We start from the raw sequence: 16,314 nt of genomic DNA on the forward strand, positions 1-16,314 counted from the left end.
AAAACCATGCTCAGGTATCCAGATGCTATAGAGGGTAAGCAAACCGGTCAAACCGGAGCGCGGTCCGGCGAGTGTGGGAAAATGCGGCCTCTGCCTCACCCGAATGCCATCCCCCGTCATGCAACCTGTATTTGACCGCGCTTTCGCGGCGCATCGTGACGGCCGCCTCGACGACGCCGAACGCGGCTATCGCGCGACGCTCGACGGCAATCCCACGCACGTCGACGCGTTGCACCTGCTGGGCGTGCTGCGCCATCAGCAAGGCCAGCACGCCGAAGCCGCCGCACTCGTGCGGCGCGCGGTGAACCTGCGCCCGGAAGACGCCGCGCTGCAACTGAATCTCGGCAACGCGCTGAAGGCGCTCGGCCAGATCGACGACGCGATCGAACAATTCCGCAACGCGCTGACGCTCGCGCCGTCCTTCCCGATGGCGCACTACAACCTCGGCAACGCGTACGCATCGCTGGGTCGTCACGAAGACGCCGCCGACGCGTTCGAACGGTCGCTGCGCCTGCAACCCGATGACGCGTCGTCGCACAACAATCTCGGCAACGCGCTGCACGCGCTCGGGCGCCACCCGGAAGCGATCGCGTCGTTCCGGCGCGCGCTCGAACTGCGCCCCGGCCATGCCGGCGCGCTGAACAACATGGGCATGGCGCTGAACGCGCTGGGCCGCGCGGACGAGGCGATCCCGTGCTTCCAGGCGGCGCTCGCCGCCGAGCCGCGCTTCGTCGCCGCGCACTTCAATCTCGCCAATACGTTCGACGCCACCGGCCGCCATGCCGAAGCAGTCGCGTCCTTCGAGGCCGCGCTGAGTTTCCAGCCGAATCTGCCCCCCGCCATCTACGGGATGGGCAACGCGCTCGCCGCACTCGGGCGCCACGCGCAGGCGTTGCCGTATCTGGAACGCTCCGTCGGCCTCGATCCGCAATTCGCGCTCGCCTGGCTCAGTCTCGGCACCGCGCATCAGGCGCTCGGCGCGCCCGCGCGAGCCGTGCGCGCGTTCGATCAGGCGCTGCGCCTGCGCCCCGAACTCGCCTCCGCGCACATGAACCGCGCGCTCGCGTGGCTCACCCTGCGCGACTTCGCACGCGGGCTGCCGGAATACGAATGGCGGCTGCAGACCGTCGCGCAGCCGGTCATCCAGACGCTGCCGCGCTGGCACGGCGAGCCGATCGAGCAACGCACGCTGCTGATCCACGCCGAGCAGGGTTTCGGCGACACGCTGCAGTTCGTGCGCTTCGTCCCGCTCGCCGCGCAGCGCGCGACGCGCGTGGTGCTCGAAGTCCAGCCGCCATTGCTGCCCTTGCTCGCGCCCGCCGCCCAGGCCTGGCGCGTGACGCTGATCGCCCAGGGCGCGCCGCGCCCCGCCGCCGATCTGCAATGCCCGCTGCTGAGCCTGCCGCTTGCGCTCGGCACGAGCTTCGACGCCATCCCCGCCCGCACGCCTTATCTCGACGTGCCGCCCGCATACGGCCGCAAATGGCGCGGCTCGCTCGGTGGCCAGGCCAAACGCAAGATCGGCCTCGCGTGGTCGGGACGCATCCAGCAGAACGAAACGCGTTCGATGCCGCTCGCCGCGCTCGAACCGCTGTTCGCACTCGACGGCATCGACTGGATCGTGCTGCAGCCCGATCTGAGCGCCGACGAACGCGCGACGCTCGACGCGCATCCGCGCGCCGCATCGATCCATCGGTTCGACGCGCGGATCGGCGACTTCGCGGACACCGCGGCGATCATCGAACGGCTCGACGCGGTGGTGTCGATCGACACGTCCATCGCTCACCTCGCCGGGGCATTGCGCAAGCCGCTCTGGCTGATGCTGCCGTTTGCGGCGGACTGGCGCTGGTTCGAGGGCGACGCGCGCAGCCCGTGGTATCCGGGCGCGACCCTCGTGCGTCAGCCGCGGCCCGGCGCGTGGGACGAAGTCGTCGACGGGGTGGCGAGCGAGTTGCGCAAAGGCTAGTTGCGCGTGGTGTTGGAAGCAGGTCGCGTGGGGCGCCGGGCGCGCAGGCACGCATGCAAAGCGCCGCACCGCACCGCAAGCCACCGAGCGCAGGCAACCCCGTCCGACAGCACTTCATCACAGGCTCCCCGCCACGTTCAACAATAAAAAACCCCGCGTCCGTGAGAACGCGGGGTTTTTCTTTAGCCCGTGCAACCGCAGCGCGGCCGCGAGAGCTCAAGCCGCTCGATACTGATTGCGCGACTCCCGCGTCCGATACAGAAACAGCGTCGCGATCAAGCCGCAAATCGCCGCCACGCCGAGGACCAGACCCGGCGCCGCCTTGTTGCTCGTGACGTGAATCAGCAGCGTCGCGATCGCCGGCGTGAAACCGCCGACCGTCGTCGCGAGGCTGTAGGCGAGCGAGAAGCCCGCGGTGCGCACTTCGACCGGCATCACTTCGGTCAGCGCCACCACCATCGCGCCGTTATAGCTGCCGTACAGGAACGACAGCCACAACTGGACCGCCAGCAGGCGCGCGAACGACGGCTCGGCGACCAGCCATTGCAGCGCCGGATACGCGGTGGCGATCGTCAGGATCGTGAACGCGAGCAGCACCGGACGGCGGCCGATGCGATCCGACAGCGCGCCCGCGACCGGTAGCCAGACCAGGTTCGACAGACCCACGCAGACGGTGACGACGAGCGTGTCGATGGCCGACAGCTTCAGCACTTCCCTGCCGAAGGTCGGCGTGTAGGCGGTGATCGTGTAGAACGACACCGTGGTCATGATGACCATGCCCATGCCGCCCAGCACGACGCCCCAGTTGGTGGCCATCGACTTCATGATCTCGCTCATGCTCGGACGATGCTTGCGCGCCTTGAACTCCTCGGTTTCCTTCAGCGAACGGCGGATGATGAACAGGAACGGCACGATCAGGCAACCGATCAGGAACGGCACGCGCCAGCCCCAGGCGGTCATCTGGTCGGCGGGCAGCAGCTTGTTCAGCGTTACGCCGATCAGCGCGGCGAACACCACGGCGACCTGCTGGCTGCCCGACTGCCACGAGCAATAGAAGCCCTTGTTGCCCCTCGTCGCGATCTCCGACAGATACACGGACACGCCACCCAGTTCGACCCCGGCGGAGAAGCCTTGCAATAGCCGGCCGAGCAGCACGAGCACCGGTGCGACGAGGCCGATGGTCGCGTAGCCCGGGATCGCCGCGACCGTGAGCGTGCCGAGCGCCATCAGGCTGAGCGTGAGGATCAGACCTTTGCGGCGGCCGTGATGGTCGATGTAGGCGCCCAGCACGATCGCGCCGATCGGCCGCATCAGGAAGCCCGCGCCGAACACCGACAGCGACAGCATCAGCGATGCGAATTCGTTGCCGCTGGGGAAGTAGGTCTTGGCGATCGCCGAGGCGTAGTAGCCATAGACCATGAAGTCGTACATCTCAAGAAAGTTGCCGCTGACGACGCGGAACACTGTCTTGACCTTGGATTCTTCCTGAACGGAAAGGGTGGGAGAAGCTGTGGACATGAAGTTCTCTGATAGGCCCGTCGCCGTGACACGATGACGGCGGGCAGTTGAAACGGTCCGCTGCACGACTGCAAGCGGAGGCCGCAGGCAAACGGTAAGGAAAGGCCGCGCCGACGGGCGCAGCATTATCCTGGTGAACGTATTGACGCGTAATCAGGGCAAACCTTGAGACTCATCCAAAAGCCGCCCCAGGCAATGTTACCGTTGATGGCGCTGTTGTGAAACACATACAGTTTGCTTACGGACGACGCGAGCATTCATCGCGGTAAACTGTTCTGCCCCGGCACTTGCGTTGATCATCGGCTGATGCAAACCTTCCCCGCTCTTTCGTTGCGCCCCGCCACCGTCGACGACGCCGCGTTGATCGCGTCGATTCACAGCGCCAGTTGGCAAGCCACGTATCGCGGCCTGCTGCCCGACGCGTTCCTCGATGGCGAAGTCACGCGCGAGCGCGCCGCGTATTGGGAAGCGCGGCTCAGTGCGCCGGGCGGCGAGCGCCGCATCGTGCTGATCGCCGAACTGGCGGGCGAGCCGATTGGCTTCGTCTGCGTCGAACGGCAACCGGAATCCGCGTGGGGCGTGCTGCTCGACAACCTGCATGCGCTGCCGGGCTATCAGGGCATCGGTGTCGGCAAACTGCTGATGCGCGCCGCCGAAGACTGGGCACGCGCGCAAGGCGAGGCGCAGTTGTATCTGTACGTGCTCGAAGGCAATACGCCGGCGATCGGATTCTATGAGCGGCAGGGCTGGCAGTTCGTCGGCGCTGAACCGGATCATATGGGCGGCGTGGATATCACCGCGCTACGCTACGTGTACCGGTTGAATCGATAAGGCGGCGAGCGCGGGGACGGGTCGTCGTGGTTGGATCGGCCCGGGTCGCGGGGGTGTCCCCATTTTTCGGAGCGGTCTGATTTCCGGTATGACAGCGGCCCGTCATCATCGCGTGTAATCGAGGGCGTCACCGGTTGGCGTGCGTGCACCCGGTCATGTGTTCCTCGTGAATACGCTTGCTGATGTTCGCGTCGACGTGCGGTATGCATGCAAGGCGTTCTATCGGCCTCACCGCAAGCCTGAGTCCCTACCGATTCCCGCAGCCGCCGACGGCGGCCCCATTACGAGGCGCCGGAACAGACCGATGTCCACTATTCCGTTCACCCTGATCGAAGGCGCGATCGCAATGCCGCGCCTGCGTCCGCTCGATCGTCTGCCGACGCCCTTCGGCCGTGACTGGACGCTTCTTCCGCCTGGTCAAAGCTGGCGCACCGAAATCAAGGCGCTCTATGCAGCGGTGCTGCGCACCTTCTGCATGAGCGACAAGGCCATCTTGTCGTTTTGCACATGGGTGCCGTTGAATGCACGGCGCGCAGCTGCCGCAGTTGCTTCGGCAGCAACAGCGACGCGCGCGACGACGGTGTTTCACCCCGCGCGCGAAGAAACTCCGCATGGGGGCGCTGAGGCCGGCGCGCTGCCGATGGTCGAGCCACCTGTGTTCGTGTCCAGGTCGCGCGATGTTCCGCCACATTGGAAAGCGTTCGCAGGTGGCGCATGCGCACTCAGCGGCGCCGCGATACTCGCATGGATTGCGTTCGATCATTCGGCGCATCGTCAGATGATCGCCGTTGAGAAACCCGTGGTCACGGCCACCGCCAACCGCGATGTGCCGCCGGCGCAGCGTCGCGTGCCCGATGCGGTTATTGCGAGGGAACCCGTTAGCGGTGGCGCAGTTAAAGCGCGGGCTCGAAGCGCGACATCAGCGCGTGCGCAGCGTGCATCTTCATCTGCCCGCTCCACTTATGCGCCTGTGCCCAGCGCGACTCAAGCAGCGGCGGCGCCGCGTGTCGCAAGTAGCGATACTGTCTCACGCCGCCACACGCTTCGCGAAACGGCCGGCAGCCGGCGAGAAAAAACACGCGATCATCTCGCGCGCAGCGCAACTGCAAATCCGCTATCGCGCGCTGCGCCCATGGCCGACGGTATGCCGCACATCACCGTCCCGCCGATCGCGCAACGAACCTCGCCGGCACCATCCACTGCGGGAAATTACTCGCCTCTCGCGCCGGCGCAACTCGGCATCGACGAATACGCCGACGTGACGATGTCCGCCGCCACGCACCTGCACGATATCGCGCCGCCGCCCCGCCCTGCTGCGTCAAACCATTCGCCGATCGCCAACGGGACGGAATGGATAAACCATATGTCGCAGCGTCGCGTGACCGAGGTCCCAGATCAATTCGGGAAGTGAAGCGCTAACGTGCCGCTACCCAGCGCCAGCGCAATGTGGGCGGCAAAAGGAAGCCCGGCTGTTCATTCATAGCCGGGCTTTTCTCCAATCACAACGCCGTTATTTGACCATTACTTCCGGTTCGACAATCCGCTTTGCGGCGGCAGTCCACTCTGCGTCGGCAGACCGAATTCCGTCTGCCGCTGCAATTGCATCACTTCGTTCTGCGCCGCACGCAATTGGGCCTGCGCGCGTTCCTTTTCCGCGCGCAACGTGACCGCCTCGCCCTGCGCTTGTCGCTGGTAGTCATCGACCTTGGCCTGCTGCGTACGTGCGACAGCCAGATCGGCCTGCAAGCGTTTCGCGCGATCCTGCGACATCGCGATGATCTCCGCGATGTACTCCTTTTGCGCCTGTAATTGCACACGGCGGATTTCGACATCGGCGAGCTGCGCCGTCTGCCGCGCAAACCCCGCGTAGATCGCTTCCGCGCGATCCACGTTCTCGGACTTGATCACGCGCCAGAAATGTTTGTTCTGAAATAACGCGACGTAGTAAGTCATTTCTTGCGGGTAGAAGAACAGACTCGCGCCGTAACTGCCGTTGTATGTGGTGCGCAGTTCGCTCAGCTTCGCGTCGTGAATCATCTGCATCAATTCGGCGACATTGCCTTGCGCGTCGCTCGAGGAGGTCTCTGCGTCCGATGCATCCGATGCGGACGATGTATCTGCCCGCGCATCGGCGAGAGCGGCCCCATTGGGCTGCGGCGTCAACGCGCTGGTTGCCGGCCGCATCCCGCCAATCTGCGCGGCATCTTCGCTTTGCGCCGCGAGCGCCAAACCGGCATGCGGCAGCAGTGCGTATGAAACCGCGAGCAGCATGGCACGCCGTATTACTAAGTGGTACTTCATACCTGCTTGCTCCATCCAGATCCCAAGACAGCCGCAGATTATCGCGCGGATTTGCCGTGAAGCGAAGCACTCAAATGCCGCCTGACACGCCTTCAAATTGAGATACATCGACGGCGAACGAATCCGGATAAGCAAAGCGCACAATCAGGAAATAAACGTTTCCGGATAGGACCAAACCGTTGCAAACCACCTCGCGCACAAGTTTCCCAACTTGTCATTGGATTTGTACGAATCCAACAGCGAACGGGTTTCAATATTGCGATAGACAGCCGGAGCCATATCGCAAAATTCATCTACGTTCGGATTCCGTATTGTCTTGATAAAGGGAGGCTGACGAACTTGAACCCGGTGTGCTCGCATCAGTCACGCGAGGTCGTGCAACACCAGCCGTCGAGAAAATGCAGAAGCAAACTGCGAGATGGAAACAGAGGGAAATAGCGCGGGCCGAATGCCGCGCGAAGCGCACCGCCGCATCACGCGACGGCGCGTCAAACAGATTGGCTTCGGGAAACAGTGTCCAACCGAAGCCCGCTCCCCTCCCAGTCCACACACCGGAACGCGAGCCTGACAAACACAAAAAACCTCAAAACCGCGTTTCCCGCGCCACCCGCAAAAACGTATCGAGCAGCGGCGTGCAATCGAGCAACTCCGGGCCGCCCGCGCGATGAAACTCCGGATGCCACTGCACGCCCATCACGAACGGCGCACGCCGGTAGCGCACGGCTTCGATGATGCCGTCCGTCGCCGACACCGCCTCGATATTCAGATCGCGCCCGAGCGATTTCACCGCCTGATGGTGAATCGAGTTGACGATCGCATCGCGCCGGCCGGGGAACATGTTGACCAGCGTGGAACCGTCCGGAAAATGAATCCCGTGCCGATGCTGATCGTAGTTCTCGTTGACGTGCGCGGCCGCGGTCGGGACATCGGTCGCGATGTCCTGATACAAGGTGCCGCCGAACGCCACGTTGATCAGTTGACAGCCGCGGCACACGCCCAGCACCGGCTTGCCCGACTCGACAAACTCGTGCAGCAACTCCAGCTCGTACATGTCGCGCACGCGGTCGCCGGGCCACTCGTGGCTGGTCGCCTCTTCCGCGTAAGTCTGCGGAGAAACGTCGGCGCCGCCTTGCAACAGCAAGCCGTCGAGATGCTTCGCGTAGTCACGCAACCGGATATTGCTCGGATGCAGCATGCCCTGATGACCGACGGTCGGAATCATGAACACCAGTACGTCACGCGACATCACCCAGTGCGCGATCGATTCCTCGAGGTATTGCAGCGTCTTGCCGCGCAGCCCCTTCGCGCCCGGCTCCGGATGGAAGATGCGCGCCGACACGCCGATGCGCAGCGTGCGCTGCGTGATCCGCTGTCCCGCGCGATCGAACAGCTGACGCGCGCGCGCCGCGATGATGCGCCCGAACACCGTCCACGCCGAATCGTTCTGCTTCAGATAGCGCGGCGGCGACGGCGGCAACGCATTGGGCGGCGGCGGATTGGCCGCGCTGAAGTCGGGCGCCGCGCCGAAGCCCGGCGGCGGCGCGCCGGCCGGGCGCGAGGTGGAGGTCTCGGCTGGTTCGGCGGCGTTGTCGTCGGTCGAGGCCGGCGTGGTCAACCCGCCGGCCAGCGGCTCGCTGCTCGAGAAGCTCGGCGCGCTCCTGGTGCTTGTCGTGCCGGCCGCGCTCTTCGTGCCTTTCATGATGCCGGGGTGTGCAGCGGGTGCGCCCGCACGGCGCGCCTCACGCTCATGCACTTCGGCTTCCTGCTTCGCCGTCGATGCAGCGGCCGAACTGCGCGCTTCGGCCGCATCGCGCCGGCGGGCCGTTTGGGGATCGGTGGGCGTCACGGTCGACGCGCTCTCCGGGTCGTCAGTGGACGAGCGCGCGGCCGCCTCTTCGGCAGCCGGCGTCACATCCTTCATCGGCGACTGGATCGCGTCTTCATGCGCGGGAGGTAGCGAAGCCGCCGGTTCGGGCGGGGTGGCGCCGGGTTTCGACGCGCCGGGCGTTGCTGCCGGCGGCACCGGCGTTGGCGACGCCGAAGGCGACGATGGGCTGCCGGGCATGCCGGCGTTGTCAGGTTTATTTTCGCTCATGACAGTCAGACAGGCGCCTTCCACGCGAACGAATGAATATGCCCTGATTATCCGCCAGCCCAGCACGCCCCGCAAACGCACACACAATTGCTCACATTGTTGCGGGCACTCGGGCGGAACTCGCGGCTGACGAAGCCGCAGAGCGCGCAGGGCCCGTGCCGATCACTCATGATCCGGCTGTTCCTCGAAAGTCTCGCGCAAGGCAATCTGCATCGACGCGTGGATCTTCACGCACCAGCGCCACACGAGCGCGAGCAGCACCGCCGCGCAGACCAGTACCACGGCGAGCAGGCCGGTCGGCGGCAGGATGCTGCCCGACAGCGCGGCGACCAGCAGAAACACGCCGACCATCGACACCACGGGCACCAGGTCGGAGATCGCGTAACGGAGCGCGCTCGTGAAGCGCCCCGCTGTAACCGGCTGCACGCTGACTTCGGCGAGCAGCAGCGCGAGCGACTTGGTCTTGCGATAGACCGCCACGAGGAACGGCAGCGACACGACCAGCGCGACGCTCCACTGCACCACCCGCTGCATCGGCTCCGAACTCAGCCAGTGCGCGAGCAGCTTGGCCGTATACGGCGCGCTGTACGACACGGTCAGAAAAATCGCGGCGACCAGCGCGAGGTTGACCGCGATCTGCACGATGATCCTGCGCGTCATGCTGAAGAGCGTCGGCTCGCCGCTCCCCGTGCTCAGGCTGCGCAGCCACTGGCCATAGAGGCTGAACGCGTTGGCGAGCGTGGCCGGCATCGCCTGGCCGAGGCGCCGGGTCAGCGGATCGGCGCCGCGGATCAGATACGGCGTGAAGAGCGTGGTCAGCGCCGACACCGCCACCGCGATCGGATAGAGAAACGCGCTCGTCACCTTCAGCGTCAAGCCGAGCGACGCGATGATGAACGAGAACTCGCCGATCTGCGACACGGTCATGCCCACGCGCATCGAGGTGCGCGCGTCCTGCCCCGAGAGGAAGGTGCCGAGCCCGCACGACACGATCTTGCCGACGATCACGGCGACCGTGATTACCGCGATCGGCCACGCGTAGTCGAGCAGCACGGCGGGGTTCAGCATCAGGCCGATCGTCACGAAGAAGATCGCGGAAAAGGCGTCGCGCAACGGCGCGATCAGATGCTCGATCCGATGCAGATGGCGCGACTCCGCCATGATCGCGCCGATCAGGAACGCGCCGAGCGCAATGCTGTAGTCGAGCTTCACCACCAGCAGGCAGAAGCCGAAGCAGAAGCCGAGCACGGACACCAGCAGCATCTCGTCGCTGCGCGTGCGCGCCACGTAGTTCAGCGCACGCGGCACCACCAGCACGCCCACCAGCAGCGACACCGTCATGAACAGCAGCAGCTTGCCGAGCGTGACCATCGCGAGGCCGGCGCTCAACTGGCCGGTCTGCGCGATGCCGGTCAACAGCACGAGCATCGCAATGCCGAGAATGTCCTCGACGATCAGAATGCCGAACACCAGTTGCGCGAAACGTTCGCGTTTCAGGCCCAGTTCGGACAGCGCCTTGACGATGATGGTGGTCGACGAAATCGCGAGGATCGCGCCGAGGAACAGTGAATCCATCGGACTCCAGCCGAACGCGCTACCGATCTCGTAGCCGATCCACAGCATCAGCACGATCTCGGAGAGCGCCGCGACGATCGCGGTCGCGCCGACCTGGAAGAGCTTGCGCAGGCTGAATTCGAGGCCCAGCGAAAACATCAGGAACACCACGCCGAGTTCGCCCAGCGTCTGGATGGTCTGCTCGTCGTGGATCAACTGGAACGGCGGCGTGTACGGCCCGATGATCACGCCCGCGGCGATATAACCGAGCACCACCGGCTGCTTCAGGCGATGGAACAGCACGGTGACGACGCCGGCGAGCGCCATCACGACCGCCAGATCCTGAATGAAGCCAATGCCATGGTGCATGGATGCGCCCCTTACAAAAAGTAATCTCGAAGAGGCAGTGTACCAGCCGCATCCGCACCGCCCGATCGCGCAAAAGGCCGGAGGGCTTGGGATTCCCCAAGGAATACCGCGCCCCTTGCGCGCAGGATCAGCCGGAATGTTTTTGACACGCTGGACTCACGTGAAATATCACAATAATATCTGCCGAATATTTTCCTTGGAGCCGATTGATGCAGCCGTTGTCTTTCCATGTTGCAGACCGCGCCGGCCAGAGCCGTGCGGAGCAGGTCGAGGTGAGCCGTCTGACCATCGCCGGGTGGGCCGGGCGCGATCAGGCGGCCATCGAGCATCACATTGCAGAGCTGGCCGAACTCGGCGTGAAGCGGCCGTCCACCACGCCGTGCTTCTATCGGCTCGGTGCAGAACTGCTGACGCAGGCCGAGCAGATCGACGTGGTCGGCGTGAAGTCCAGCGGCGAAGCCGAGTGTGTGCTGCTGCAAACGCCAGCGGGCTTGCTCGTCACGATCGGCTCCGACCACACCGACCGCGAGGTCGAGGCGTACGGCGTGACCGTCTCCAAACAGGTCTGCCCGAAACCGCTCGCGCGCGACGCGTGGCGTTTCGACGACGTCGCCGGCCACTGGGACCAGCTGGAAATGCGCGCGCATGCCGTCGCGAACGGCGAGCGGCGCGTCTATCAGCAAGGCAGCATCGCATCGCTGCTGCCGGCCGCCGAGTTGCTCGCTCGCGCGCCGCTCGCCGCCGGCGCGGCGATGTTCTGCGGCACGCTGGCGGTGCAAGGCGGTATCGTCGGGATGGCCGATGGCGATGCGCTCGAACTCGAACTGCACGACCCCATCCTGAACCGCACGCTGCGCCACGCCTATCGCGTGCGCGCGCTACCTATCGTCGAATGAGGCACGCATGAGCTCCCCATCGCCCGCCGTCAATGCCGCCGCGTCTTCCGACGCGCTGCTCGAAGCCACCGCGCTGCGCAAGATCACCTGGCGCATCATGCCGTTCCTGTTTCTCGTCTATGTGCTGTCGTATCTGGATCGCGTCAACATCGGTTACGCGAAGCTGCAGTTCACCGGCGACCTCGGGTTGTCGAACGCGGCGTACGGACTCGGCGCGGGGATCTTTTTCTTCGGCTACTTCGTGTTCGAAGTGCCGAGCAACCTGCTGCTGAAGAAGTTCGGCGCGCGCGCCACGATCGCCCGCATCACGATGCTGTGGGGCCTGCTGTCGTGCCTGATGATGTTCGTGCACAGCGAAACGATGTTCTACGTGCTGCGCTTTTTCCTCGGCGTGGCCGAAGCCGGGCTGGTGCCGGGCGTGGTGCTGTATCTGACCTTCTGGTTTCCGTCCGACCGGCGCGCACGGATGGTCGCCGTGTTCATGGCGGCCATTCCGGTGGCGGGCATCATCGGCGCGCCTTTGTCGGGCTTTCTGATGTCGGCGCTGCATGACGCGCACGGCTTGCGCGGCTGGCAGTGGATGTTCCTGATCGAAGGCATTCCGTCGATTCTCGCGGGCTTCTGGGCGCTCGCCGTCCTGCGCAACACGCCCACCGAAGCCGCGTGGCTCAGCGCCGACGAAAAGCGCGTGATCACGAGCCGCCTCGCGCGGGAAAACAGCGCGGCCACGGCGGCCGGCGCCGAGCACAGTCTCGCGGTCGCGTTGCGCTCGGGCCGTTTCTGGCTGCTGACGCTGATCTACTTCTGCCTCGTCACCGGCAACGCGGGCTTCTCGTTCTGGCTGCCGCAGATCGTCAAGGATCTCGGCGTGACGAACCTCGTCACCAACGGCTTCGTCACCGCGATTCCGTATCTGGCCGCGGGCATCGGCATGATCCTGATCGGCCGTTCGTCGGACATCACCGGCGAGAGGCGCTGGCACTATGCGATATGCTGCTTCATCGGCGCGGCGGGGCTGCTCGGCAGCGCATCGGTGACCAACTCGATTCCGCTCGCCGTCACAGGCCTGTCGATCGCGTATATCGGCATCCTCGCGGGCTTCGGCATCTTCTGGTCGATGTCGACGACTGTCCTGCAAGGCACGGCGGCCGTCGCGGGGATCGCGGTCATCAACTCGATCGCGAACCTCGCGGGCTATGTGAGCCCGTACGTGCTCGGCATCGTCAAGGACGCGACGCATAGCGTGACGTTCGGGCTGGTGCTGATCGCGGGGGCGCTGACCGTCGGCGGGCTGGTCACGTTGATGATGCCGCGCGTGAAGGTGCAGCATGCGGCGCAGGTTGCGCCGGGGCGTGCGTGAGCCCGGCATGAAGCGCGCCGGAATCGAGTTTGCGGCACGGAGATCGACACAGATGCGTGGGCGCAGGGCGTGACGGATAACGCGCAGCACACGTGGTCTGGTGCGCATCCGGCCCGCCCCCGGACCACGCTCGCGGCGATGTCCGCGCACCTCACTCACCGCGCTCGCAGCACGAGCGACGCGCAGCCCGACATCCATGCGCACCGTGCGCCCCGTGCGCGCAAAACCTTGCACTACAATGCGGACGACACCGCCCGCTCGCTCGACCCATGACGCTCCAGCAAATTGCCCGTCCTTCCCCGCCCACCCGCGCGAGCGCCGCCGCGAGCCTCGCCGAACAGGCGTATGCGTTCGTCAAGCGCGAGATCATCACGATGCGGCTGCGGCCGAGCGAGGTGCTCAACGAAGCGGAACTGATGGCGCTGACCGGGATCGGCAGAACGCCGGTCCACCAGGCGCTGCACCGCCTCGTGCACGAAGGCATGCTGACCATCATGCCGAGAAAGGGCATCATGGTCCGGCCGGTTTCGCTCGACGACGTGCTGGCGATCATCGACGTGCGTCTCGTCAACGAAAGCTACTGCGTCGAACTCGCCGCGCGCCACGCGCAGCAGCACGACTACGACGCGATGCAGGCGCTGCTGGACCGCTCGTCGGTGTGCGTCGCCGCACACGACGTCGAAGGGATGATGGACATCGACCGCGAGTTTCATCTGGCCGTCTCGGCCGCCTCGCGCAACCCGGTGCTCGCCGACATCCTGCGCGGGCTGCATGAGCGTTCGCTGCGCTTCTGGTTCATTTCGCTGTCCGAGCCGCATCATCTCGAAGACGTCCATGAAGAACATCTCGAACTGTTCCGGCTGCTGCGCGAGCGCGATGCCGAAGGCGCGCGTCAATCGGTGCAGAAGCATATCGAGGCGTTCCGCGCGACGCTCTTCAGCCGCATCTGAAGCATCCGGGGCGCACGCATCACGGTGCGTCACGGCGACCGTTTCCAAGCGCATACCTGGTTGCCCTCTTCATTAGCCACCTTCACCTGCCGCATCCCTTGATCAACCGGCTTCGCCCGGTTCAACCGGATTCTCACCGACATCATGGCCACTGAATTCACGCCCTTCCCGCCGCTAGCCCAGCTTGCCGCCGACCTCGCCGCCGGACGCACCACGAGCCGCGCGCTCGTCGAAACCGCGCTCGAACGGATCGAAGATCCGGCCGGCCAGGGCGCGGCCGCCTTCATGCACGTCGACGCCGGCAGCGCCCGCGCCGCCGCCGACGCGCATGACCGCCTGCGCGCAGCCGGCACCATGCTCTCGCCGCTCGCCGGGATTCCGGTGTCGGTCAAGGACCTGTTCGACATCGAAGGCCAGCCGACCCGCGCGGGCTCCGTCGTGCTCGCCGACGCCCCGCCCGCGAAAACCGACGCCGTCGCGGTCGCGCGTTTGAAGCGGGCCGGCGCGGTGATCGTCGGCCGCACCAACATGAGCGAGTTCGCGTTTTCCGGACTCGGCCTGAATCCGCACTACGGCAATCCGCTCTCGCCATACCGGCGCAACGTGAAAGGCGACGAGCGGATTTCGGGCGGCTCGTCGTCGGGCGCGGCGGCCTCGGTTGCCGACGGCATGGCGGCCATCGCGCTCGGCACCGACACCGGCGGCTCGATCCGCATCCCGGCCGCCCTGTGCGGCCTGACCGGCTTCAAGCCGACCGCCTCGCGCATCCCGAAACAGGGCGGCGTGCCGCTCTCGACGACGCTCGATTCGTTCGGGCCGATCGGCGTGTCGGTCGCGTGCTGCGCGCTGGTCGACCGGATGCTGGCCGGGTTGGAGCCGCGCATTCCGGCCGCGCGGCCGCTCGAAGGCGTGCGCCTCGGCGTGCTGACGAACTTCGTCACCGACGGCGTCGAGCCGGCGGTCGCCGCCGCGATCGACACCGCGCTCAAGCACCTCGAAGCGGCCGGCGCGATCGTCAGCGAAGTGCGTTTCGCGCCGCTCGACCGCTTGCCCGAAATCAACCGCTTCGGCTTCTCGCCGATCGAAGCGTATGCGTGGCATCGGCCGCTGCTCGACAAGCATCGCGAGCAATACGACCCGCGCGTGCTCACGCGCATTCTCAAAGGCCAGCCGGCCAGCGCCGTCGACTATCTGGACCTGCTCGCCGAACGCCAAGCGATGCTCGACGAAGCCGCGCGCACGCTGTGGCAGCGCTTCGACGCTGTGGTCGCGCCGACCGTGCCGGTGCTGCCACCGCGCGTGGCCGACCTGATCCACGACGACGACACCTTCGGCCGCACCAATGCGCTGATCCTGCGCAACCCGAGCGTATTCAACTTCCTCGACACCTGTGCGCTGTCGCTGCCCTGCCATCTGCGCGGCGACGCGCCGGTCGGGCTGATGCTGGCGGGCGCGCCGCACGCCGACGATGCGCTGCTGGCGATCGGGCGCGGCGCAGAGGCAGTGCTCAACGCGATTCGTTGAGCGGGAGGGGGCGGCGAGTGCGATGCGGGGCGGCTTGGAGGCCCAGCGGCCCAGCGAACGCAATAGTGCGATAAGCGTCGGGGCAGGGGTTCGCGCTAGAATCGCGGGCACTTGCCCTTTTGTCTTCAGACCGCCCTACGATCCATGAACAACGACACTGCGATGCTGCGCCGCGAGCGCTCCCTGCTGGTTCTGCTTGGCCTGATCTGCGTCGCCCTGGTGGGCGGCGCGTTGTACTTGCAGTACTTCCGGCACGAAGACCCGTGCCCGTTGTGCATCATCCAGCGTTATTTCTTCCTGCTGATTGCGATCTTCGCGTTCCTCGGCGCCCGCTTCAACCACTGGCGCGGCGTGCGTCTGCTGGAACTGCTGGCGGCGTTGTCGGCGCTCGCGGGCATCGTGACGGCCGCGCGGCACGTGTATGTGCAGGCCAATCCGGGCTTTAGCTGCGGCTTCGACGCGCTGCAGCCGGTGGTCGACGGTCTGCCGCCCGCCCATTGGCTGCCGGGCGTGTTCAAGGTGGCCGGCCTGTGCGAAACCGCCTATCCGCCGATTCTCGGCCTGACGCTGCCGATGTGGTCGCTGGTCGCGTTCGTGCTGGCGTTCATTCCGCTGGTTTTGAGCCTGCTCCGCAATCGCCGCCGGATCGCCTGAACGCGCTTCCCAGCTTCCCGCTTCCCCGCTTCCTGTCCCGACACCACGCCGGACTTCGCGTCGCCGTTCGCGGCGGCCGAAGGCCGGCGTTTGTGCGTCCGCGTGGCTTGTGCGAGCGTCTTTGCGATGCCCGGCAATGAATCGGCAAAAACCGCGGCACCGACACGGCAATGCCCCACCAAAGACCCGGCAATAACCGACAAGCGCCCGCCAAGCACCCGCCCACACGCTCCCGTCCGGCTTTTGCCCGATCCCGCCCGCCTACGCAACTTCCCGTCGCCGCGCGAATCGTACTG

The 16,314-nt window shown here is 65.8% G+C and carries 12 protein-coding genes; 8 read left to right on the forward strand and 4 right to left on the reverse strand.

Annotated elements, in window-relative coordinates:
* Positions 1–118: 118 nt before the first annotated feature.
* Entirely contained in the window at positions 119–1,966 is a 1,848-nt protein-coding gene (locus B0G69_RS01915; protein WP_121315408.1) for a tetratricopeptide repeat protein, read from the forward strand.
* Between the two features lie 216 nt (positions 1,967–2,182).
* Here B0G69_RS01915 and B0G69_RS01920 read toward each other — a convergent pair whose 3' ends face one another.
* Positions 2,183–3,484, reverse strand: coding sequence for an MFS transporter (locus tag B0G69_RS01920; protein ID WP_121315409.1), 1,302 nt, complete (start codon positions 3,482–3,484; stop codon positions 2,183–2,185).
* A 306-nt stretch (positions 3,485–3,790) separates the two neighbouring features.
* On the opposite strand from B0G69_RS01920, the gene B0G69_RS01925 reads away from it, so the two are divergent.
* Positions 3,791–4,315, forward strand: a complete 525-nt coding sequence (locus B0G69_RS01925; protein ID WP_121319027.1) for a GNAT family N-acetyltransferase — start codon at positions 3,791–3,793, stop codon at positions 4,313–4,315.
* Between the two features lie 304 nt (positions 4,316–4,619).
* The gene (locus B0G69_RS01930) at positions 4,620–5,726 is read left to right on the forward strand and encodes a hypothetical protein (protein ID WP_121315410.1); all 1,107 of its coding nucleotides are present in this window, start codon (positions 4,620–4,622) and stop codon (positions 5,724–5,726) included.
* A 110-nt stretch (positions 5,727–5,836) separates the two neighbouring features.
* Here B0G69_RS01930 and B0G69_RS01935 read toward each other — a convergent pair whose 3' ends face one another.
* The 3 genes from B0G69_RS01935 to B0G69_RS01945 all read right to left on the reverse strand — a co-directional run bounded on the left by B0G69_RS01935 (position 5,837) and on the right by B0G69_RS01945 (position 10,634).
* Entirely contained in the window at positions 5,837–6,616 is a 780-nt protein-coding gene (locus tag B0G69_RS01935) for a DUF2968 domain-containing protein (RefSeq protein WP_121315411.1), read from the reverse strand.
* A gap of 583 nt (positions 6,617–7,199) precedes the next feature.
* On the reverse strand, positions 7,200–8,711 hold the full coding sequence (locus tag B0G69_RS01940; protein WP_121315412.1) for a type 1 glutamine amidotransferase: 1,512 nt from the start codon (positions 8,709–8,711) through the stop codon (positions 7,200–7,202).
* 162 nt (positions 8,712–8,873) lie between these two features.
* Positions 8,874–10,634, reverse strand: a complete 1,761-nt coding sequence (locus tag B0G69_RS01945) for a cation:proton antiporter (protein ID WP_121315413.1) — start codon at positions 10,632–10,634, stop codon at positions 8,874–8,876.
* Positions 10,635–10,843: 209 nt separating this feature from the next.
* Here B0G69_RS01945 and B0G69_RS01950 point away from each other — a divergent pair, with 209 nt between their 5' ends.
* The 5 genes from B0G69_RS01950 to B0G69_RS01975 all read left to right on the forward strand — a co-directional run bounded on the left by B0G69_RS01950 (position 10,844) and on the right by B0G69_RS01975 (position 16,018).
* Positions 10,844–11,530 carry a DUF2848 domain-containing protein gene (locus B0G69_RS01950; protein ID WP_121315414.1) on the forward strand — a complete coding sequence of 229 codons (687 nt, stop codon included), beginning with the start codon at positions 10,844–10,846 and terminating at the stop codon, positions 11,528–11,530.
* Between the two features lie 7 nt (positions 11,531–11,537).
* Positions 11,538–12,890, forward strand: coding sequence for an MFS transporter (locus tag B0G69_RS01955; RefSeq protein WP_121315415.1), 1,353 nt, complete (start codon positions 11,538–11,540; stop codon positions 12,888–12,890).
* Positions 12,891–13,159: 269 nt separating this feature from the next.
* On the forward strand, positions 13,160–13,840 hold the full coding sequence (locus B0G69_RS01965) for a GntR family transcriptional regulator (protein WP_121315417.1): 681 nt from the start codon (positions 13,160–13,162) through the stop codon (positions 13,838–13,840).
* A 144-nt stretch (positions 13,841–13,984) separates the two neighbouring features.
* On the forward strand, positions 13,985–15,364 hold the full coding sequence (locus B0G69_RS01970) for an amidase (RefSeq protein WP_121315418.1): 1,380 nt from the start codon (positions 13,985–13,987) through the stop codon (positions 15,362–15,364).
* Between the two features lie 144 nt (positions 15,365–15,508).
* Positions 15,509–16,018, forward strand: coding sequence for a disulfide bond formation protein B (locus B0G69_RS01975; RefSeq protein ID WP_121315419.1), 510 nt, complete (start codon positions 15,509–15,511; stop codon positions 16,016–16,018).
* The last annotated feature ends 296 nt before the right edge of the window (positions 16,019–16,314 follow it).

It is taken from the genome of Paraburkholderia sp. RAU2J (assembly GCF_003634845.1).
GTDB lineage: Bacteria > Pseudomonadota > Gammaproteobacteria > Burkholderiales > Burkholderiaceae > Paraburkholderia > Paraburkholderia fynbosensis.